This is a genomic window from Pseudomonas allii (genome assembly GCF_055380095.1).
This window is the reverse complement of the sequence record NZ_AP039450.1, coordinates 208,338-229,933: the sequence shown is the minus strand read 5'-3', so window position 1 is coordinate 229,933 and position 21,596 is coordinate 208,338. Positions and strand designations below refer to the sequence as shown.

Here is a 21,596-nt window from a genome sequence, read left to right as displayed (position 1 = left end):
GGTCGGTATGGTCAGGATTACCCCGGTGCGCAACGCCAGGGCATTACGTGCAGCCAAGGAGCGGCGCTGATGTCTAACTTGGCTCTAACACCCCCCCAGAGTGATCTGGACGTAGCCCCCCTGCTGTTGCCGGCCACCGTGCTGCGCAACGATGCCGAGGCGCTGAAAGCTGCCCATGAGCTGGCCCAGGCGGCACGCCCGCAAGCCGCCAGGCGCGACCAGCAACGCAAGCTGCCGTGGGCGCAGATCGAGCAGTTCACCCGCAGTGGGCTGGGCAGTATTTCCATTCCCCGCGAATACGGCGGCCCGCAGGTGTCTTTCGTGACCCTGGCCGAGGTGTTTGCGATCATCAGCGCGGCAGACCCGGCCCTCGGTCAGATCCCGCAGAACCATTTCGGCATCCTGCACCTGTTGCAGGGCGCCGCCACCGAACGCCAGAAAAAGCAGCTGTTCCAAAGCGTGCTCGACGGGTGGCGCATCGGCAATGGCGGCCCGGAACGCGGCACCAGGAATACGCTGGAGCTCAAGGCGCGCATCACCGCCAACGGTGACGGTTACGTAATCAGCGGCCAGAAGTTCTATTCCACCGGCGCGCTGTTTGCGCATTGGGTCGCGGTCAAGGCGTTGAACGATGATGGCAAGCAGGTCATGGCGTTCGTGCGCCGAGGCACTGAAGGGCTGCGCATCGTTGACGATTGGTCCGGCTTCGGCCAGCGCACCACCGCCAGCGGCACGGTGCTGCTGGATCAGGTGCCGGTGGAGGCCGAACTGGTCGTGGAAAACTGGCGCATCGGCGAGTCCCCGACGATCCAGGGCGCCGTCTCGCAATTGATCCAGGCGGCTATTGACGCCGGCATCGCCCGTGGTGCGCTGGATGACACCATCGCGTTCGTGCGCGAACGCTCGCGCCCCTGGATCGACGCCAAGGTCGAACGTGCCAGCGATGACCTGTATGTGATCGCCGACATCGGCAAGCTGAAGATCGAACTGCACGCCGCCGAAGCGCTGCTGCGCAAGGCAGGGCAAGTGCTGGACCAGATCAGCGCCGCGCCGATCACCACGCAGTCCGCCGCGCGTGCCTCCATCGCCGTGGCCGAGGCCAAGGTGCTGACCACCGAAGTGTCGCTGTTGGTCAGCGAGAAGCTCTTCGAACTGGCCGGCAGCCGCGCCACCCTCGCCGAATTCAACCTCGACCGTCACTGGCGCAACGCCCGGGTGCACACGCTGCACGACCCGGTGCGCTGGAAGTATCACGCCATCGGCGCCTATCGACTGAACGGCACATTGCCAGCCAGGCATTCCTGGATCTGACCGACCAGACCTCTGGAGAACACCTATGACTTTCTCTGCAAACGTCGCGGTCATCACCAGCGACGAACAAGTCCTTGTTGTCGCCAGCGACCTGGCCGAAGACTTGCGCCGCGACAGCGCCCAGCGCGACCGCGAGCGCCGCCTGCCCTTGCCCGAGCTGGATGCGTTCTCGCGCTCCGGCCTGTGGGGCATCAGCGTGCCGAAGGCGTACGGCGGCGCGGGCGTATCCAATGTCACCCTGGCCAAGGTCATTGCCTTGATAGCCCAGGCCGATGCATCCCTGGGCCAGATCCCGCAGAACCATTTCTACGCCCTGGAAGTGCTGCGCGTAAACGGCAGCCCGGCACAGCAAAAACGCCTGTACGCCGAGGTACTTGCCGGCCAGCGCTTCGGCAACGCCTTGGCGGAACTGGGCACCAAGACGGCCCATGACCGCGTCACTAAAATCACCCGCGACGGTGACGGTTTCCGCATCAGCGGCCGCAAGTTCTATTCCACCGGCGCGATCTACGCCCAGCGCATCCCCACTTCGGTGGTGGATGAACATGGCGTGCAGCAACTGGCCTTTGTGCCACGCGACAGCGAAGGCCTGAGCGTGATCGACGACTGGAGCGGCTTCGGCCAGCGCACCACCGGCAGCGGTTCGGTGGTATTCGATAACGTGTGGGTGGCCGCGCAGGACGTGATCCCGTTCCAGAGCGCCTTCGAACGCCCGACCACCGTCGGCCCGCTGGCCCAGATCCTTCACGCTGCCATCGACACAGGGATCGCCCGTGCGGCCTTTGAAGATGCGCTGCACTTTGTACGCACCAAGACCCGCCCGTGGATCGACTCCGGCAACGACAAGGCCACTGAAGACCCACTGACCCTGAAAAGCTTCGGCCACTTGAGCATCCGCCTGCACGCCGCCGAGGCGCTGTTGGAGCGCTCGGGCGAATACCTGGACCGCGCCCAGGCCGACAGCAACGCCGAGACCGTCGCTGCCGCCTCGATTGCCGTCGCGGAAGTACGCGCCTTGAGCACCGAAATTTCCCTGGCCGCCGGCAGCACCCTGTTCGAACTGGCCGGCAGCCAGGCGACCCTGGCTGAACATGGCTTGGACCGTCACTGGCGCAACGCCCGGGTGCACACCCTCCACGACCCGGTGCGGTGGAAGTACCACGCGGTGGGTAATTACTACCTGAACGATGAAAACCCGCCACTGCGGGGGACCATTTGATGGCGAAGAAAAAAATCCTGCTCAATGCCTTCAACATGAACTGCATCGGGCATATCAACCACGGCCTGTGGACGCATCCACGGGACACTTCGACCCAGTACAAGACGATCGAGTACTGGACCGAGCTGGCGCAAACCCTGGAGCGAGGGCTGTTCGACGGTTTGTTCATCGCCGACATCGTCGGTGTGTACGACGTGTACCAGAACTCGATTGATGTGCCGCTCAAAGAGTCGATCCAGCTGCCGGTGAATGACCCGTTGCTGTTGGTCTCAGCCATGGCCGCCGTCACCAGAAACCTCGGCTTCGGCCTCACCGCCAACCTCACCTACGAGCCGCCGTACCTGTTCGCCCGGCGCATGTCCACGCTGGACCACCTGAGCCATGGCCGTGTGGGTTGGAACATCGTCACCGGCTACCTCGACAGCGCCGCCAAGGCCATGGGCCTCACTGAACAAGTCGAGCATGACCGCCGCTACGACCAGGCCGATGAATACCTGGAGGTGCTCTACAAACTCTGGGAAGGCAGCTGGGAAGACGGCGCGGTGCTCAACGATCCCAAGGCGCGGGTGTACGCGCAGCCGGGCAAGGTGCACAAGGTCGCGCACCAGGGCGAGTTCTACCAGGTGGACGGGTATCACCTGTGCGAACCCTCGCCGCAGCGTACACCGGTGCTGTTCCAGGCCGGCAGTTCGGAGCGCGGGTTGCTGTTCGCCGGGCGCCATGCCGAGTGCGTATTCATCAGCGGCCAGAACAAGGCGGCGACCAAGGTCCAGGTGGACAAGGTGCGCGCCAGCGCGGTCGCGGCCGGGCGCAACCCGGATGACATCAAGGTGTTCATGGGCCTCAACGTGATCGTGGGTGCCACCGAGGAAGCTGCCTGGGCCAAGCATGCCGAATACCTCAGCTACGCCAGCGCTGAAGCAGGGGTGGCGCATTTCTCGGCGTCTACGGCGATCGACTTTGCCCAATACGAACTGGACGAGCCGATCCAGTACGTGAAGAGCAACGCGATCCAGTCGGCCACCAAGAACCTGCAGAACAACGACTGGACTCGGCGCAAGTTGCTTGAGCAACACGCCTTGGGTGGTCGCTATATCACTCTGGTGGGTTCGCCCGAACAGGTGGCTGATGAGTTGGAGTCGTGGATCAGCGAGACCGGGTTGGATGGGTTCAACCTGACGCGGATTGTGACGCCGGAGAGCTATGTGGACTTTATCGATTTGGTGGTTCCGGAGTTGCAGAAGCGGGGGTCGTACAAGACCGCTTATGAGACCGGCACGTTGCGGGAAAAAGTCTTCCACGGCGGCGCCCGACTTCCCGAACAACACACCGGTTCCACCTACCGACAAATTGCTTCTCTGACTGGAAATACCCAATGAAAAAGACACTGCTCACTCATCCAGTCAAAGCACTGGCCCTGGCATTCGGACTGTTCAGCTCAGCGGTATTCGCCGCCGATGCGCCGTTGAAGATCGGCACCACCGCCGCCTTTGCGATTCCTCTGGAAGCCGCTGTAGCCGAAGCCGGCAAGCAAGGCCTCAAAGTCGAGCTGGTGGAGTTCACCGACTGGATCGCACCTAACGTCAGCCTGGCTGCCGGCGATATCGACGTGAACTATTTCCAGCACATCCCGTTCCTGGAAAACGCCAAGGCCGCCGCCGGTTTTGACCTGGTGCCCTATGCGCCGGGCATCATCAACAACGTCGGGCTGTACTCGAAGAAGTACAAGAGCATCAACGACCTGCCCCAGGGCGCCAGCGTGGCGATTGCCAACGACCCGATCAACAGCGGTCGCGGCCTGCAACTGCTGGCCAAGGCGGGCCTGATCACGCTCAAGCCGGGCGTGGGCTACAAGGCCACCGAAGAGGACATCGTCAGCAACCCGAAGAAGATCAAGATTTTGCAAGTGGAGGCAGTGCAACTGGTGCGCGCCTACGACGATGCCGACCTGGTGCAGGGCTACCCGGCGTATATCCGCCTGTCCAAGACCTTCGATGCCGAGTCGGCGCTGCTGTTCGACGGCCTCGACCATCCGGAGTACGTGATCCAGTTCGTGATCCAGCCCAAAAGCAAGACCGACCCACGGGTGATCAAGTTTGTAGATATCTACCAGCATTCGCCGGTGGTGCGTGCCGCGTTGGATAAATCCCTCGGCAAGCTCTACCAAGTCGGCTGGGAAGATAAAAAATGACCGCCGCCCATGCCTCACTGCGCGACCTGGGCCTGCCGCCCAGGGACGCCGAACAGACCGAGCTGCACCCGGACCTCAATCGCGCCCATGTGCGTTTTATCAACCTGGGCAAGAGCTACGACGGCACCGTGCATGCCTTGCAAGGCATCGACCTGGCGATCCAGCGCGGTGAAGTGTTCGGCATCATTGGCCGCAGCGGCGCCGGCAAGTCATCGCTGATCCGCACCATCAATCGCCTGGAACAACCCAGCAGCGGGCGGGTGCTGATCGATCAGGTGGACATCGGCAACTTCGACGAAGACCGCCTGGTAGCCCTGCGTCGGCGCATCGGCATGATCTTCCAGCACTTCAACCTGATGTCGGCCAAGACGGTGTGGCAGAACGTCGAGTTGCCGTTGAAAGTGGCGGGCGTACCGAAGCTGCAGCGCGAGCAAAAGGTGCGCGAACTGCTGGAACTGGTGGGGTTGCAGGACAAGCACAAGTCCTACCCGGCGCAGCTGTCCGGCGGGCAGAAACAACGGGTGGGCATTGCCCGCTCGCTGGTGCACGACCCCGAGATCCTGTTGTGCGACGAGGCCACCTCGGCCCTCGACCCGGAGACGACCCAATCGATTCTCGGCCTGCTGCGCGAGATCAACCGGCGCCTGGGTTTGACCATCGTGCTGATCACCCACGAGATGGCAGTGATCCGCGAGATCTGCGACCGCGTGGTGGTGCTGGAACATGGGCGCATCGTCGAGCAAGGCCCGGTGTGGCAGGTGTTCGGCAACCCGCAACATGAAGTCAGCCAAACCCTGCTGGCACCGCTGCAACACGGGCTGCCGGATGAACTGCAAAGCCGCCTGCTGGCCACACCGGCGACGGCCGACGCGGCGCTGGTGCTGCGTTTGCAATTCAGCGGCGGCGACACCGACGAACCCGACCTCGCCGCCCTGTTCAGCGCACTCGGCGGTCGCGTGCGCCTTTTGCAAGGCGGCGTGGAACGCATCCAGGGGCATGCCCTGGGGCAATTGCTGCTGGCGGTAAACGGCTCGCCCCACAGCGCCGAAGAACTGCGCAAACGAGCCGGGAATTGGGCACAACACACAGAGGTGCTGGGCTATGTGGTTTGATCGTTTGGTACAAGGCGCCATCGACACCTTGTTGATGGTCGGCGTGTCATCGCTGATCGCGCTGCTGGTGGGAATCCCGCTGGCGGTATTCCTGGTGACCAGTGACAAGGGCGGCATTTACCAGGCCCCGGCGTTGAATCGCGTGCTGGGGGCGTTCGTCAATCTGTTCCGCTCGATTCCGTTCCTGATCCTGATGGTGGCGCTGATCCCGTTCACTCGGCTGATCGTCGGCACCACCTACGGCGTGTGGGCTGCAGTCGTACCGCTGACCATCGCCGCCACGCCGTTCTTTGCACGGATCGCCGAGGTAAGCCTGCGCGAAGTCGACCACGGCCTGATCGAAGCCGCACAAGCCATGGGCTGCCGCCGCTGGCACATCATCTGGCATGTGCTGTTGCCGGAAGCGCTGCCGGGGATCGTCGGCGGGTTCACCATCACGCTGGTGACCATGATCAACTCATCGGCCATGGCCGGCGCGATTGGCGCAGGGGGCTTGGGGGATATTGCGTACCGGTATGGGTATCAGCGCTTTGATACGCAGATCATGCTGACGGTGATTGTGCTGCTGGTGGCGCTGGTGGCGGTGATTCAGTTGGGGGGTGATCGGTTGGCGCGGGTGCTCAACAAGAGGTGAGGTATAGTCGGGCCATCGAAGACGCCCGGTATTACCCGTCATGACTCTCAAGCCCGACGACCTCAGCACCATCACCGCCACCACCCTCGGCCACTACAACAAAGTGGCCGAGGACTTCCGTGAAGGCACCCGCGATCACGATGTGAGCCAGAACATCGATGCCTTGCTGAGGCATATCCAGGGTACGGCGCCGTTTACTGTGCTGGATTTCGGCTGCGGACCGGGGCGTGATTTGCAGACCTTCACGCGCATGGGGCATATCGCCGTAGGCCTGGACGGCTCGGAGCGCTTTGCGCAGATGGCGCGGGAGGACAGTGGCTGCGAAGTGTTGCAGCAGGACTTCCTCAAGCTGGACCTGCCGGCTCAACGCTTCGACGGGGTCTTCGCCAACGCGGTGCTGTTTCATATCCCCAAGCAGGAATTGCCGCGTGTGCTCAAGCAACTGCATGGCGCGTTGAAAGCGGGCGGCGTGTTGTTCAGTTCCAACCCTCGGGGTGAGAACCAGGAAGGCTGGAATGGGCCACGGTATGGGTCTTATCACGACCTGGCGGCGTGGCAATCACTGCTGACGCAAGCCGGGTTTGTGGAGTTGGAGCATTACTACCGGCCGGCTGGGCTGCCCAGGGAGCAGCAGCCCTGGTTGGCGAGTGTGTGGCGCAAGCTGTAGATTTTCGTTGTCTGGTCTGACGCCATCGGGGGCAAGCCCCCTCCCACATTTTAAATGTATTCACAAATCAAACTGTGGGAGGGGGCTTGCCCCCGATAACGCCTGCTGAGGCAACCCTACTCCACCTGATACACCAGCGGTTTCTCACCCACCCCATATGCAGTCACACTGCGCCCGGCATAACCCTCCTTTTCCTCGACAGCAAAATTCGCCACCAACCGCGTCCCATCGGCAAAGGTGGTTTGCTGCACCTGCCTGTCCGGCGTCAGCCAACGAAAATCCGTCATCGCCTGGGTCGCCAAACGCTGGTGCAGCGGCCGGAAAAACCGATCCTGACGCAGGATCAGCGGCAGCCGCTGCTTAACGGTCGAAGCACTCAGGTGATACAGCGGCGGCACGTTGTAGAGCAGTTGCGTCAGCTCGTTTTCAGCCTGCACATTGCTCAGCTTCAGGCTGTCGAACAGCCAGTGGTGGGTAGTGATCACCGAGCCGTGGAACACCGCCTGGTACAACGGCAGGCGCATGCTCGGTTCAAAGTGGACCGTGCGAAACGGCTCTTTGAGCGACACCGGCTTGAAGAACACCGTCGGCTGCTCCGGCGGGTACCAATTGCCCACGTAATGGGGCGATTGCTTGTCTTGGGTCATATCCCGATCACCCCAACCAATCACCGGCGTCTGCATGCCGTGGGCGAACAGGATGCCCTGGGCGGTGAGGGCATTGCCGTCTTCGGAACCGGTTGGCAACTTGAGCACCGTGTTGAGCCAGCGCGAGGCGTCGATATTGCCCTCGGCGTTTTGCGCCTGGGTCATCAGGGCGCCGTCGCGGTAGCTGTCGAACACCATGCTGGTGGCATAGGCGTCGAGGAACCACGCGTTGAAGCCAGCCTTGGCCTGCACTGCCTTTACGCGGGCCTCCAACAGAGGCCGCACGCAGCGCGGGTCAGTGTAGTGGCCGGACTGCTGGAAGCCGGTTTTCAGCTTGCCATCCTTCAGCACAATCGCGCACTCGCGGTAGGCCCTGCTGCCCAGGTGGGCGGTGGTCCAATCCGGATTTTCCGTGGCGGACAACGCAGTTTCATAGGAATCGTAGGGCGCCATCAGGTAACCCGCATCGACCCCGGCGCGTATGGCTTCGGGGTGCCACAGGCCGCCCTCCCAGCCTTCGCCCAGGGTCAGCAGCAAGCGTGAAAGACCTGAGTCACGCAGCGACTGGATCGCCCCGCTGCCCCAAGTTTGAGGGGCGTCACTCAGCGCCCCGGCAAACGCGACAGCCAACTCGCTGCGCAGCTCACCATAACGTGCTGCGAGGCGCGGCATGTCAGGCTCATCTACCTGCCAACTCTGCCTGGCCTTCCGGTTGATGGCCGCGTTCAGCCCGCGCAGCAGCACCGTCTGCTCATAGCGATTCAAGGCCGTGGCCTGCGCCAGGATCTTCGCCGACTCCTGGTCGAGCAAGCCTTTGAGTTCATGGCCACGCAGGCGCTTGAGCAACAACGGCCAGTCACGCACATCCTCGGCTGCCAGCAGGTCATTGCCCCACAGGTAGACATGGCTGGCACCCAGCAGCTTCTGTGCTTCGGGCGTCTGCCGCAGCTTGTCAGCCAGCGGTTCATAACGCCCTTGCTCGACCAGCCATTGGCGATAGCGCTTGGCGCCGGCCAAGGGATCTGCCTCCCCCAGGTGCAACAGCAGGGTCATCGGCGCAGCAGGGTCGAGCGCGGTGAACTCATGGGCCACTGACAGTGCCATCCCTTCCTGCCAGCGCAGGCGATTGTTGTAGGGGTTGGTCAGCAACCAGTTCAAGGTGAAGCCCCCGTGGTCCAGGCCCCACAGCGGCAGGCTCAGGTCTTGGGTAGTGTTGAGGTCTCCTTGTTCCTGCAAAAACGCTGTCCATACAGCGTTGTCGGCGGGCACGTAATGCCCTTCGGCCAATGGCCACATCAGCCCCTGCCCAAAGGCGCTGGCGGGTTGTTGAAGGATCTTCAATTCGGCGGGTTCGTGCGCGGTGATGGCAAGCGTCAGGTCGCGTTGCGCAAGGCTGGCTGCCACACGAAAGGCCCCCCACTGCCAACTGGCTTGTTGGGCGTTCTGCACGAGTTCGCTGACTGCGCGTGCAGCAACGCCGCTGCTGGCCTGCACCGGCGCCTGGCCGTTGGGGGTGACGCGGATGGAGAGGGTCGCGGGGTCGAGTTCGACGCGCCACAGCGGGTTTTCAAGGACAGTGCTCGCAAGGGCCAGCGGGGAGATGAGGAATGTGCAGAGCAGTAAGCAATGACGATGCCAGTTCATAACGTTCGACCGGTTGGGTGGAGGTCGGGAGGGTAAAACAGACTGCTGCCTGACATGGCAGTGATAGAAATTTCAGGAAATTTCTCACAGCCCCCCAGCCCTATGGAGATCCAAATGTGGGAGCGGGCTTGCGCGCGATTGCGGTGGATCTGCCACTTCATTGTTGACTGACCGACTGCTATCGCGGGCAAGCCCGCTCCCACATTTTTGATCTGCATTTTTTCTGGTTAACCGCGTTGCTCCGGCTTGGGTTCGCGGATCTTGTACCAGGCCACGTACAGCGCCGGCAGGAACAACAACGTCAGCAAAGTCGCGATGATGATCCCGCCGATCATCGCGTACGCCATCGGCCCCCAGAATACTTCCCGGGCAATCGGGATCATGCCCAGGCTCGCCGCCGCCGCAGTGAGCAGAATCGGCCGGCGCCGGTGCTCGGTGGCTTCCACCACCGCATCCCACGGCGTATAGCCGGCCACCTCGTATTCATGAATCTGCGTCACCAGGATCACCGAGTTGCGGATGATGATGCCGATCAACGCCAGAATCCCCAGGATCGCCACAAAGCCCATGGGCGTGCCCGTGGGAATCAGCGCCAGCACCACGCCAATCAGCCCGAGCGGCGCGACGCTCGCTACCAGAAACATCTTCTGCACGCTGTGCAGCTGGATCATCAGGAACGTCGCCATGAGGAACAGCATCAGCGGCACTACGCTTGCAATCGGCCCCTGGGCCTTGCCGCTTTCTTCCACGGTGCCGCCGGTGGCAACCTTGTAGCCCACCGGCAGGCCGGCACTGAACTTGTCGATCTCCGGCTTGAGCTGTTTCACCAAGTCCGTTGGCTGCATCTCATCACGCACCGAGGCCTTGATGGTGATAGTCGGCTTGCGGTCGCGACGCCACACCAGCGGCTGCTCCAGCTCGTAGCGCACGGTGGCGAAGGCCAGCAGCGGAATCGAGGTACCGTTGGGCGTGACGATCTGCAGGTTCTGCAAGGTTTCCGGCGTACCGCGTTCAGCATCTTCGGCACGGCCGACCACGTTGATCAGGTAGATATCATCGTGCACCTGGGTCACCGAAGATCCGCTGACCACGCTGTTCATCAACTGCGCCACGTCTTCCGACGACAGCCCCAGTTGCCGCGCCTTGTCCTGGGCGATGTCGATGCGCAGCACTTTGCCCGGCTCGTTCCAGTCGTAGATGATCTCGCCCAGGTGAGTGTTCTTGTCCAGCAGGGTCGCCAGTTCGATGGCGTGTTTGCGCACCTGGTCGGTGTCTTTGCCCGACACGCGATACTGAATCGGCCTACCCACCGGCGGGCCCATTTCCAGCGGCTGCACGTAGCTGCCGATACCGACGAAGTCGTCGCGCAGGCGCTTTTGCAGACGCGCGATCAACTCGCCGCGCTCTTCCAGGCCCTTGCTCACGATGACCAACTGCGCGTAGTAGGGGTTTTCCAGTTGCTGGTCGAGGGGCAGGTAGAAACGGATCGCGCCCTGGCCGATATAGGTGCTCCAGCGGGCGATGTCCGGGTCGTCCTTGATGATCGCTTCCAGGCGGTCGACAGCCTTGCGCGTCTCGTTGATCGAGGCGTTTTGCGGCAGGTTCAGGTCGACGAGAATCTCCGGGCGGTCCGACGAGGGAAAGAACTGGTTCTGCACGAACTGCATGGAAAACACCGACGCCGCGAACAGCGCCACGGTGATGCCAATCGCCCACCAGCGGTTACGCATGGCCCATAGCATGCCGCCATTGAAAGCGCGCCCGATCCGCCCCGGCTCTGCATTGTGAGGTTTGACGTTGGCACTCAGGATATGCACGCCGATCACCGGCGCAAACAGCACCGCCACCACCCACGAGACCAGCATCGCCACGGCTATCACAGCAAACAGGGTAAAGGTGTACTCGCCCGCCGAGCTGGCGTTGAGGCCGATCGGCACAAACCCCGCCACGGTCACCAGCGTACCGGTGAGCATGGGGAACGCCGTCGAGGTGTAGGCGTAGGTCGCCGCCTGTTCCTTGGTCTCGCCTTTTTCCAGGCGCGTGATCATCATCTCGACGGTGATCATCGCGTCGTCCACCAACAGGCCGAGGGCGATGATCAGCGCACCGAGGGACACGCGCTGCATGGTGATGCCACTGTATTCCATGAACACGAACACCAGCGCCAGCACCAACGGAATCGAGCACGCCACCACCAGCCCGGCGCGCATGCCCAGGCTGATGAAACTCACGACCAGCACAATGATGACGGCTTCAAACAAGGCGCTGGTAAAGCCGCCGACCGCCTCTTCCACCACTTCCGCCTGGTCGGATACCTTGTGCACACCGACGCCCACTGGCAGGTCGGCGGTGAGTTCGTCCATGCGCTCGTGCAGGGCCTTGCCGAACGACTGGATATTGCCGCCCTTCTGCATGGCAATCGCCAGCCCGATGGCTGGCTTGCCGTTGAAGCGAAACATCGGCCGCGCCGGGTCCACATAACCCCGGCTGATGTCCGCGATATCCGCCAGGCGGTAGAACCGGTCATTGAGCCGCAGGTTGACGTTGGCCAGGTCTTTTTCTGAGGCGAACTGCCCCGAGGTGCGCACCGAAATCCGCTCCGGCCCGGCCTCGATCACCCCAGCCGGCGTCACCGCGTTCTGCGATTGCAGGCTCTGTACCACCTGGCGCTGGTCAATCCCCAGTGCCGCGAGTTTGCGCGTGGAGAAGTTCAGGTAAATCACTTCATCCTGCTGACCGATCATCTCGACCTTGCCCAGCCCCGGCACCGAGCGGATCTCGGCGCGCACCTGCTCCACGTAGTCACGCAACTGGCGCATCGACAGGCCATCGCCGGTAAAGGCGTACACCGAGCCGAACACATCACCGAACTCATCGTTGAACGACGGTCCTTGCAACCCCGGTGGGAAGCTGCCGCGAATGTCGTCGATCTTCTTGTGCACCAGGTACCAGATATGGGGGATGTCCTTGGCGCTGGTGGTGTCCTTGAGGAACACGAATACCGTGGACTCGCCCGGCCGGGTGTAGCTTTTCACGTAGTCGAGGGAGTCGAGCTCTTCGAGCTTTTTCTCGATGCGGTCGGTGACCTGCTTGAGGGTTTCTTCCTGGGTCGCGCCCGGCCAGCGGGTCTGGATCACCATGGTCTTGATGGTGAACGAAGGGTCTTCCTCGCGGCCCAGGTTCATGTACGAAAACACGCCCATCAGCAGCGCGACGAACATCAGGTACCAGACGAAGGACTGATGCTTGAGCGCCCAGTCGGATAAGTTGAAGCTCCCTTTCATCGCGGGCTGTCCTCGTCGATTTTGACTGTTTGCCCGGGTTTCAGGCTGTTCACGCCGGCGGTGACGATGCGCTCGCCGGGTTTGACGCCGCCGTTGAGCAAGGCGCTGTCGGCATCGCGGCTGATCACGCTGATGTCGCGTGGTTGCACGGTCTTGCTCTGGGTGTCGAGCAGCCAGATGCGGGTCTTGCCGTCGACGTCCTGCAAGGCGCTCAGGGGCACTTCGATGCGCGGGGCGATGGCGGTGCTCAACGTTACGCTGATCGCCGTGCCGAGGCGGAACGCGGGCGGCGTTTCGGCCAGGGTCAGGCGCGCACGCCGGGTGCGCGTGGCGCTTTGGGCCTGGGGTTCGATCTCGCGCACGATGGCGGTGGTGTGCACGCTGGGGTCAAGTTGACCGGCAACCAGGAACACCACGTCCGGTGGCAAGCGCTCGGCGAGGCCGGCGGGCAGGTCGATCACCGCTTCCTTGATATCCGGGCGCGCCAGGGTCACCACTTGCTGGCCGGCGCTGACCACCTGGCCGGCCTCGGCATTCCAGGCGGTGACGATACCGGCGTGGTCGGTGCGCAATTCGGCGTAGTTGAGCTGGTCCTTGGCCTGGTTGACCGACGCCTTAGCCTGGTCGAGGGAAGCCTGGGTGGTCTTCAGGTCGGTCTGGGCGATATCCAGTTGGGCCTGGGCGCCGACGCCACGGTTGAACAGTTCCTGCTGGCGGCGCGCATTGGCCTGGGCGTTGATGTATTGCGCCTGCACGCGGGCCAGGTCGCCCTGGGCCGAGCGCAATTGGTTCTGTTGGTCGGTGGGGTCGAGCACAGCGAGCACGGCGCCCTTTTCCACCTCGGCGCCCACGTCCACGGCGCGGCGGGCAATGCGGCCGGGTACGCGGAAGCCTAAATTACTTTCGTAGCGGGCCTGGATGGTGCCAGCGAAACGGCCGAGGTTTTCCTGGTCTTCCGCCTTCACTTCCATGGACAGTACCGGGCGCACGGGCTCGGGCGGCGGTTCTTCCTTGGAGCAGGCCACCAGCAACAGGCTGGCGGCGAGTATCCCCATAAGGCGCTTCATGGCTGGGCTCCAGGCTGGGCGATCTCGACAATCATGCCGGGGTGCAGCAATTGCCCGCCGGCCACCACGACTTTTTCGCCCCCCTTGAGGCCGTCGCCGATGATGACTTTGCCGGTGAGGTAGCGCGCCACGGTGACCTTGTGCAGCTGCGCCTTGCCATCGCCGTCGATCAACCACACGGCGGGTTCGCTGAGGTCTTTGGTCAGCGCGGCCCACGGCAATTCGATACTGGCCTTGGCCGGGCCATTGGCGGTGGCGCTTACCACTGAGCCCAGCTCCATGCCCTTGGGTAAGGCTTGCAGGGCGATTTTGACCTGTACGGTGCCGGTGTTGGCGGCCACTGCCGGGGTGACCTCCCGGACTTTGCCCACAGCCTTGATGCTGGGGTTATCCAGCAGGCTGACGGTGATCGGCGCATCCGGCGGCGGTTCCATCAGCAGGGACTCGTAGACGTTGAACACCGCATCACGCTCGCCATCCCGCGCCAGGCTGAAAATCGGCACGGTGGCCTGCACCACCTGGCCGACTTCGGCCTGGCGCGCGGTAATCACCCCGGGCGCTTCGGCGATCAGCGCGGTGTAACCGAGTTGCTCGCGGGCGTTGGCCAGTTGGGCCTGGGCGGCAGCCAGGGCGCTCTGGCTGCTGCGTAATGCGGCCTGGGCGGAATCGTATTCGCTGCGGCTGGTGTAGCCCTTGGGCAAGAGTTTTTCCTGGCGCACGAAGGCGGCGGCGGTCTGCTTGACCCGCGCCTGTTCGGCCACGACCTGGGCCTGGGCGGAATCGACGTTGGTCTGCAAGTCCTTGGGATCGAGCCTGGCCAGCACTTGCTTGGCGGTCACGCGGTCGCCCACGTCCACCATGCGCTGGATGATCTTGCCGCCGACACGGAAGGACAGATCGGTTTGCACCCGGGCCTGGATATCACCCGTGAGAGTCACCGCCGCAGCAAAATCCGCCGGCTGCACGGTCTGCACGAACACCCGTGAATGGGCCTTGGGTTCAGCCTTGTCCTCGCCACAGCCGCTCAACAGCGCCAGTAGGCCAAGGCCGAGAATACAGGTGGAAATGCGAGCGCCCATGCAGGCTCCTTTTGCGTGATGCCGACGTGCCAGTGTGTATGCGACTGTGAGCTTAGTTCAGGGTTCCTTATCTGCATGGAGGCTCCCATACTCCAATGGTTCCCAAGGCGACTGGATGCCCACGCTCAAGACCCTCGCGGTGGCCAATTACCGCTCGATCAATAAATTGGTGGTGCCCCTGGACCGGTTGAACCTGATCACCGGCCCTAACGGCAGCGGTAAGTACAACCTGTACCGCGCCCTGCGTCTTTTGGCGGAAACCGCCCAGGGCGCGTCTGATTATCCAGGCGTCCCGGCAGCCAGCCGGTTGATTGCGGCGTTGCAGCAGGACGAGGGGTGTAATTCGATTGTGCTGGAGAAGGGGCTGGGGGAAACCCGGATCGTCGGGCAGGGGATATTGGATGCCCCCGCCTGGCATTGGCCGGAGTAAGTGGTGGCTGGGCGGGCCTCTTCGCGAGCAAGCCCGCTCCCACATTTAACCGAGTTCCACCTTTGGAATGCGGGCGAATGTGGGAGCGGGCTTGCTCGCGAAAGCGGTAGATCAGTCACCACAAGAGCAAGGGATCAGCCCTGCCACTTCCCGCCTTCGACAATCACACTCTCAGGCTTGGTGTCATCGCTCAGCTCTTTACGCACATACTGGTCATACAGCTTGAGCAGGAATTTCTCCTCGCCCAACTTGGCCAACTCGGCATTCACCCAATCGCGCAGTTCGATGTTGCCTTTCTTCACGGCCGGCGCAATCGGCGCTTCATCACCGAGCTTCTCTTCCAGCACGCGGTAGCCCGGGTTCTGTTTGGCCCAGCTGAACAGCACTAGGTTGTCCTGGGCATAGGCATCGCCACGGCCAGCGGACAACGCTTGCAGCGACTCGGAGTTTTTCTCGAACTTGAGCAGTTTCCAGTCCGGGTGGTTCTTGGTCAGCCAGATATCGGCGGTGGTACCGGTGGTGACGATGGTGGTGCGGGTGGCCAGGTCATCCAGGCTTTTTACCGTGCTGTCATTCGGCACCAGGGCTTGCACCGCGACTTTCAGGTTGGGGTTGGTGAAGTCCACCGCCTCCTTGCGCTCCGGGGTCACGGTCATGTTGGCGAGGATCAGGTCGACCTTGTCACTTTGCAGGAACGGAATGCGGCTGGCCGGTTCGACGGCCACAAACTCGACCTTGTTTTCATCGCCCAGCAGGTCCTTGGCGAACTGGCGGCCGATGTCGGTATCGAAGCCGACGTAGCGCCCAGCTTCGTTGACGAAACCAAAGGGCGGCTTGTCGGTGAATACACCCACGATCAGCTTGTCGCGCGCCTTGATCTTGTCGAGGTAGCTTGCGGCAGCAACCGGTTTTGCAGGCTCTTCGGCCTTTTTATCGCAGCCGGCGAGCAGGGCGACGGCAAACAGTGGCAGCAGTAGTTTTTTCATATCAGCTCCAGTTCCTGGGTTTTCTTCGGCAGTGTTGAAACAAAGGAGAACTTCTCCAGGAACTGCTGCGCGCGTGCGGTTTGCGGGTTCGTAAAGAATGCCTCGGGGGTGTTGTGTTCGAGGATGCGACCGGCCTCCATGAACACCACGCGGTCGGCGACGGCGCGGGCGAAGGCCATTTCGTGGGTGACGATCAGCAGGGTCATGCCATCGCGGGCCAGGCCCTGGATCACTTCGAGCACCTCCTTGACCATCTCCGGGTCGAGGGCTGCGGTGACTTCGTCAAACAGCATGACCTGGGGGTTCATGCACAGCGAACGGACGATGGCGATGCGTTGTTGCTGGCCGCCGGAGAGCTGGCGCGGGAAGGCATCGCGCTTGTCCGCCAGGCCGACGCGGGCCAGCAATTTTTCCGCCTGTTCGCGGGCTTCACGGGGGTCGCGTTTTTGCACTTTCAGCGGGCCGAGCAGGATGTTGTCGAGCACGCTCATGTGCGGGAACAGGTGGTAGCTCTGGAACACCATGCCCACGTCCTGGCGCACCTGGCGCCAATCGGTGCTTTTGTCCAACAGCTCTTTGCCGGCGAAACGCAGGCTGCCGCTATGGGCGACTTCCAGCCCATTGAGGCAACGCAGCAAGGTGCTTTTGCCGCAACCGCTGGGGCCGAGAATCACCACCACTTCACCGCTTTGCACGCTCAGGTCGATGCCCTTGAGCACCTGCGCCTCGCCAAAGAATTTGTTGAAATCCTGGAACTCGATCAATGCGTTCATGCCTGGCCCCAGCGCCGTTCCAGCACCTTGGAGGCAGCCGACAACGGGTAGCAGATAAAGAAGAAAAACAGGAACAGCACGCCGTAGATCAACACGGACTCGTAGGTGCGTTCGATGATTTGCTGGCCGACCTTGATCACGTCCACCACACCGATCAGCACCGCGAGGGAACTGGTCTTGATAATGCGCGTGTAGACATTGATGGTCGGCGGCGTCATGCGCTTGAGCGCTTGCGGCAGCAGCACGTAGCCGTACAACTGCGGACCTGACAAACCAATCGACAAGCCCGCTTCACGCTGGCCACGGGGCAGCGAATGCAACGCGCCGCGCACCACCTCGCCCACTTCGCTGGCGCCCCACAGCGACAGCACCAACACCGCGCACCAGAAGCTCGGAATGCTCAAACCAAAGAAAATCGGCAAGCCGAAAAACACCAGGTACAGCCACACCAGCACCGGGATCGCGCGGAACAATTCCAGGTACACCCGCAGCACGCCGTTGATCAGGCAGTTGTTCAAGGTGCGCAGTACGCCGTACAGCACGCCGCCGACGGTGCTCAAAGCGATACTCAAGAACGAAATCGACAGGGTTTGCGCAGCGCCCTTGCCCAGTTGCGGCAACGACACCCACAGCAACTCAAGACCCGAACTGGCCATGCTGGAGCCTCCTTTCCAGGCGGCTGAGCAGCAGCGACAGCGGCAAGAACAGCAACACGCAAATCAGCGTCAGAACGGCGAGCATTTCGTAGGTCTTGTAGTAGAGCGCGATGTAACTCTTGGTGGTGTAGAGAATCTCCGGCACCGCCACGGCGGAGACCACGGTGGTCTCCTTGAGCAGAAAGATGAAGTTGGCGAACAGCGCCGGCAGGCTGAGGATGCCGGCCTGGGGCAGGATCACATGGCGCAGCAGTTGCCAATCGGACAGGCCGATGGACTTGCCCGACTCGATCTGTGCCAGCGGCACCGCTTCCACACCGGCGCGCAGCACTTCGGTGAGGTACGCGCCGCCGAGGAAGGTCATGGTGATGATTGCCGCCCAGAACCCGGAGATATTGAAGCCCAGTGCCGGCAGCGCGAAATACACAAAGAACAGCTGGATCAGCAGCGGCGTGTTACGCGCCAGCTCCACATACAGCGCCACCAGGCGCGACAGGTACGGCGTGCGAAATACCAGCAGCGCCGCGTTGATCAGCGCCACCAGCAGGGAGGTGGCAATAGCGATCAGGCCCACTTGCAGCGTCACCCCCACGGCCTTCAGGAACGCCGGCAGGGTGCTGAGGATAAAAGCGAAATCGAAGGTCATTTCCAGTCCATGACGCCGCAAGGGTAATGCAGCGAGCGCAATCCGATCCGGTGTGGGTAACGCCGGCTAGCGCGAACTTTAAAGGTATAAAAAGCAAACTTTAAATACCTAAATAGAATATTGATATCACCCAAAAAGATAACCGGCGGGTTCGCGGGTTTGGCGGGTGAGAGCTATGGTTTGGAGGTCTGAGATTCGAGGGATCGAACAATGAACAAAGCGAAACCGATGGACCCGCAGGAACTGGTGAAGTGGCTGGTGGCGTTGCGCAGGGCGATCAATAGCAGAGCTCTTTAGATCAAAGCGGATCAAATGTGGGAGGGGGCTTGCCCCCGATGGCGGTGGGTCAGCAAAAAATGTGCTGACTGAACCACTGCAATCGGGGGCAAGCCCCCTCCCACATTTGGATTGCATTCCAGATTTCAGGCATAAAAAACGCCGACGCTAAACAAGCCGTCGGCGTTCAAACCTTGAAGGGGGTTTGGGCTACATCAGAACGCAGGCACTACCGCGCCGTTGTACTTCTTCTCGATGAAGGCTTTGACTTCCGGGCTGGTCAGGGCCTTGGACAGCTTCTGGATCGCGTCGCTGTCCTTGTTGTCCGGGCGAGCCACCAGGAAGTTCACGTACGGCGACTTGGCGTCTTCGATGATCAGCGCGTCCTTGGCCGGGTTCAGGCCGGCTTCCAGGGCGTAGTTGGTGTTGATCAGGTCCAGGTCAACCTGATCCAGCACGCGTGGCAGCAGGGCCGATTCCAGCTCCTTGAATTTCAGGTGCTTGGGGTTGTCCTTGATGTCTTTTGGCGTGGCCAGGGCGTTGGTCGGGTCTTTCAGGGTGATCACGCCGGCTTTCTGCAGCAGCAACAGGGCGCGGCCGCTGTTGGAGCCTTCGTTCGGGATGGCCACGGTGGCGCCATCTTTGAGTTCAGAGATGTTCTTGATCTTTTTCGAGTAACCGCCGAAGGGTTCAACGTGCACACCGACCACGGTGACCAGGTTGGTGCCCTTGCCCTTGTTGAAGTTTTCCAGGTACGGCAGGGTCTGGAAGTAGTTGGCGTCCAGACGCTTCTCGGCAACCTGTACGTTGGGCTGTACGTAGTCGGTGAAGACTTTGATTTCCAGGTCCACGCCTTCTTTGGCGAGGGTTGGCTTGACCAGTTCGAGGATCTCGGCGTGCGGGATCGGCGTGGCGGCCACCACCAGTTTTTCGTTGGCCTGGGCGAAGCTTGCAGTCAGGGCAGCCGCCAGTGCGGTAAACAACAGAACCTTTTTCATGCAGTGTCCTTATCGAAATTCCGGGGCGTCTCTGACGACCGTTTTTTATGTAGTGTGCCAGCGAAGTGCTATCGCGGCGTGGGAGGGACAATACCTAGATTTTTTATTCCGGAACAATATCTTTTATTCACGTTGATATTCCATTTTGTTCATGCAGGAATTTACTTAACGTTTCCCGCTCGGCGGGGCTGGCGCGCTCGAAAATCCGCCGCACCTGTTCCAGCGCAGAACCCGCCACCGGCAGATTCAAATGTTCGGGCAAAATCTCATCCCCACTGCTGACCAGCAAGGCAAAGTGAATAACGTTTTCCAGCTCGCGGGTATTGCCCGGCCAGCTGTGGTGTTCCAGCACACGCTGGGCCGCATCGCTGATCAGCGGCACCGGCAGGTCCAGGCGCTGACTGTAGATGCCCAGGAAGTATTCGGCCAGGGACAGGATGTCACCGACCCGCTCACGCAGCGCCGGCAAATCCAACCTACCTTCGCTCAGATAGTGGAACAGCCGCTCATGGAACTTGCCGGCGGCGACGGCCTGGGCCAGGTCGATGCTGGTGGCGGCGACCAGGCGCACGTCCACCGGGCTCGGCTGATGGGCACCGACACGGGTGACTTCATGGTTTTCCAGGGCGGCCAGCAGTTTCACCTGGATCGGCAGCGGTAAATCGCCGATCTCGTCCAGGTACAAGGTGCCGCCATTCGCCGAGCCGAACCACCCTGCCCGGCTACTGGCCGAACCACTGTGGCTGCCGGCGGCATAACCGAACAACTCGGCATCGGCGTAGGTCGGGCTGATGGCGCCGCAATTGACCGAGACAAACAGACCGGTGCGGTCGCTGCCACGGTGGATATGCCGCGCCAGCAACTCCTTGCCGCTACCGGTCTCGCCGCGAATCAGCACGGGCAAGGCACGCGGTGCGAGGCTTTCGAGGTCTTCGCGCAGTTGTCGCGAACGCGGGTCGACAAACACCAACGCCTTGGCGCGGATACTCAGCGGGCTTTTTTCCGCGTCGGGAAAGGTCAGCAATGGCTGGCCGTAGGTTTCATGCAGACTCATGGCAGGCTCCCGCCCCCAATCCACTCAAGGGACGGGGCGTTGAAAAAATTCAGGCAGTACGCCGGGCGTGATGCTCAAGGCGGCTTTGCAGGCGATAGAGGTAGGCAAAGCCTTGCTCCCAGCGCTGGTGGCCGGACTTCACATTGATATGCCCCGCCCCCGACAGAATGCCGGCTTCGGCCCCCCAGTTGCGCGCCAGCTCCAGGGCTCGCGGGGCGCTGACGGCACTGTCGTTGTCGGAGCTGACCACCTGGCTGGGGAACGGCAACAGGTCGGTCGGGATCGGCGCAAAATTACGCAACGCAGGAGAGCAGGCAGGACGTTCGACATCGGCCGGGGCCACCAGCAAGGCACCGCGTACCTGGCGCAGGAAGTGCACCGGCGCGGTGGCCGCCCAATGCGCCACCGTGATGCAACCCAGGCTGTGGGCGATCAGGATCACCGGCGTGCTGTCGGCCGCGATGGCCTCGGCCAGCGCAGCAACCCAGTCCTCGCGGCGCGGGGTCAGCCAATCGGCCTGCTCCACGCGGGCGCTGTTGGGCAGGCTGTTCTGCCAGTGACTTTGCCAATGATCTTCTGGCGATCCTTGCCAGCCCGGCACGATCAGATAACGAATCGACTCGCTGTGCATGGGTGTGCCCTCCTGCAGCGTTTAACGTTGCTGAACAGTATAGGGACGGGGGTTATATTCGTTAAGGAATAAGAAGCTATTTATTAATAACCAAAATCTCAAAATTAATGGAGTTCAAAATGTGGGAGGGGGCTTGCCCCCGATGGCGGTGTATCAGTTACAGATTGATTGGCTGACACACTGCAATCGGGGGCAAGCCCCCTCCCACCTTGATCGCATTTCAAGTTGAGGATTGAATCGCAGGCAAAAAAAAGGCCGCACCCTGCCAAGGAGACGGCCAAAAACTTGTCG

18 protein-coding genes and 1 pseudogene are annotated in these 21,596 nt (G+C 61.9%); 8 read left to right on the top strand and 11 right to left on the bottom strand.

What is annotated here, in order from left to right; all coding sequences use genetic code 11:
- Nucleotides 1-69: 69 nt before the first annotated feature.
- Genes ACZ445_RS01055 through ACZ445_RS01025 form a run of 7 tightly spaced genes read left to right on the top strand, consistent with a single transcriptional unit; the run spans nucleotide 70 to nucleotide 7,134 of the window.
- Complete coding sequence (locus ACZ445_RS01055) at nucleotides 70-1,311, top strand: SfnB family sulfur acquisition oxidoreductase (protein WP_058424823.1); 1,242 nt, start codon at nucleotides 70-72, stop codon at nucleotides 1,309-1,311.
- 25 nt (nucleotides 1,312-1,336) lie between these two features.
- Nucleotides 1,337-2,530, top strand: a complete 1,194-nt coding sequence (locus ACZ445_RS01050; protein ID WP_464707917.1) for an SfnB family sulfur acquisition oxidoreductase — start codon at nucleotides 1,337-1,339, stop codon at nucleotides 2,528-2,530.
- Nucleotides 2,530-3,909 (top strand): LLM class flavin-dependent oxidoreductase, encoded by a 1,380-nt coding sequence (locus ACZ445_RS01045; RefSeq protein WP_464707915.1) that lies wholly within the window; start codon nucleotides 2,530-2,532, stop codon nucleotides 3,907-3,909. Before ACZ445_RS01050 ends, ACZ445_RS01045 begins: the two co-directional genes overlap by 1 nt.
- Nucleotides 3,906-4,721: a MetQ/NlpA family ABC transporter substrate-binding protein gene (locus tag ACZ445_RS01040; protein ID WP_025855519.1), complete on the top strand. Its 816-nt coding sequence runs from the start codon at nucleotides 3,906-3,908 to the stop codon at nucleotides 4,719-4,721. Before ACZ445_RS01045 ends, ACZ445_RS01040 begins: the two co-directional genes overlap by 4 nt.
- A complete protein-coding gene (locus ACZ445_RS01035; protein WP_058424825.1) occupies nucleotides 4,718-5,833 on the top strand; it encodes a methionine ABC transporter ATP-binding protein in 1,116 nt (371 codons plus the stop codon). Before ACZ445_RS01040 ends, ACZ445_RS01035 begins: the two co-directional genes overlap by 4 nt.
- Nucleotides 5,823-6,467 carry a methionine ABC transporter permease gene (locus tag ACZ445_RS01030; protein ID WP_058424826.1) on the top strand — a complete coding sequence of 215 codons (645 nt, stop codon included), beginning with the start codon at nucleotides 5,823-5,825 and terminating at the stop codon, nucleotides 6,465-6,467. The genes ACZ445_RS01035 and ACZ445_RS01030 overlap by 11 nt, the downstream gene beginning before the upstream one ends.
- A 40-nt stretch (nucleotides 6,468-6,507) precedes the next feature.
- Nucleotides 6,508-7,134 (top strand): class I SAM-dependent methyltransferase, encoded by a 627-nt coding sequence (locus ACZ445_RS01025; protein WP_058424827.1) that lies wholly within the window; start codon nucleotides 6,508-6,510, stop codon nucleotides 7,132-7,134.
- Between the two features lie 116 nt (nucleotides 7,135-7,250).
- On the opposite strand, the gene ACZ445_RS01020 is transcribed toward ACZ445_RS01025, so the two are convergent.
- From ACZ445_RS01020 to ACZ445_RS01005, 4 genes are all read right to left on the bottom strand, one after another.
- A complete protein-coding gene (locus ACZ445_RS01020; RefSeq protein WP_464693877.1) occupies nucleotides 7,251-9,425 on the bottom strand; it encodes a glycoside hydrolase in 2,175 nt (724 codons plus the stop codon).
- Between the two features lie 227 nt (nucleotides 9,426-9,652).
- Nucleotides 9,653-12,709, bottom strand: coding sequence for an efflux RND transporter permease subunit (locus ACZ445_RS01015; RefSeq protein ID WP_310863143.1), 3,057 nt, complete (start codon nucleotides 12,707-12,709; stop codon nucleotides 9,653-9,655).
- Nucleotides 12,706-13,776: an efflux RND transporter periplasmic adaptor subunit gene (locus tag ACZ445_RS01010; protein WP_464707914.1), complete on the bottom strand. Its 1,071-nt coding sequence runs from the start codon at nucleotides 13,774-13,776 to the stop codon at nucleotides 12,706-12,708. The genes ACZ445_RS01015 and ACZ445_RS01010 overlap by 4 nt, the downstream gene beginning before the upstream one ends.
- Complete coding sequence (locus ACZ445_RS01005) at nucleotides 13,773-14,855, bottom strand: efflux RND transporter periplasmic adaptor subunit (RefSeq protein WP_464707913.1); 1,083 nt, start codon at nucleotides 14,853-14,855, stop codon at nucleotides 13,773-13,775. The genes ACZ445_RS01010 and ACZ445_RS01005 overlap by 4 nt, the downstream gene beginning before the upstream one ends.
- A 115-nt stretch (nucleotides 14,856-14,970) precedes the next feature.
- Here ACZ445_RS01005 and ACZ445_RS01000 point away from each other — a divergent pair.
- A pseudogene (locus tag ACZ445_RS01000) lies at nucleotides 14,971-15,126 on the top strand (AAA family ATPase); the annotation flags it as partial.
- A 293-nt stretch (nucleotides 15,127-15,419) separates the two neighbouring features.
- On the opposite strand, the gene ACZ445_RS00995 reads toward ACZ445_RS01000, so the two are convergent.
- The 7 genes from ACZ445_RS00995 to ACZ445_RS00965 form a co-directional block, all read right to left on the bottom strand.
- Entirely contained in the window at nucleotides 15,420-16,271 is an 852-nt protein-coding gene (locus tag ACZ445_RS00995; RefSeq protein ID WP_058424833.1) for a transporter substrate-binding domain-containing protein, read from the bottom strand.
- Nucleotides 16,268-17,044 carry an amino acid ABC transporter ATP-binding protein gene (locus ACZ445_RS00990; protein ID WP_058424834.1) on the bottom strand — a complete coding sequence of 259 codons (777 nt, stop codon included), beginning with the start codon at nucleotides 17,042-17,044 and terminating at the stop codon, nucleotides 16,268-16,270. Before ACZ445_RS00990 ends, ACZ445_RS00995 begins: the two co-directional genes overlap by 4 nt.
- Nucleotides 17,041-17,700, bottom strand: coding sequence for an amino acid ABC transporter permease (locus tag ACZ445_RS00985; RefSeq protein ID WP_058424835.1), 660 nt, complete (start codon nucleotides 17,698-17,700; stop codon nucleotides 17,041-17,043). Before ACZ445_RS00985 ends, ACZ445_RS00990 begins: the two co-directional genes overlap by 4 nt.
- Entirely contained in the window at nucleotides 17,681-18,346 is a 666-nt protein-coding gene (locus tag ACZ445_RS00980) for an amino acid ABC transporter permease (protein ID WP_003187615.1), read from the bottom strand. The genes ACZ445_RS00985 and ACZ445_RS00980 overlap by 20 nt, the downstream gene beginning before the upstream one ends.
- 491 nt (nucleotides 18,347-18,837) lie before the next feature.
- Nucleotides 18,838-19,620 (bottom strand): MetQ/NlpA family ABC transporter substrate-binding protein, encoded by a 783-nt coding sequence (locus ACZ445_RS00975; protein ID WP_028615272.1) that lies wholly within the window; start codon nucleotides 19,618-19,620, stop codon nucleotides 18,838-18,840.
- A 127-nt stretch (nucleotides 19,621-19,747) separates the two neighbouring features.
- Nucleotides 19,748-20,674 (bottom strand): sigma 54-interacting transcriptional regulator, encoded by a 927-nt coding sequence (locus tag ACZ445_RS00970; protein WP_058424836.1) that lies wholly within the window; start codon nucleotides 20,672-20,674, stop codon nucleotides 19,748-19,750.
- A gap of 49 nt (nucleotides 20,675-20,723) precedes the next feature.
- Nucleotides 20,724-21,305, bottom strand: coding sequence for an alpha/beta hydrolase (locus tag ACZ445_RS00965; RefSeq protein ID WP_058424837.1), 582 nt, complete (start codon nucleotides 21,303-21,305; stop codon nucleotides 20,724-20,726).
- Between the last annotated feature and the right edge of the window lie 291 nt (nucleotides 21,306-21,596).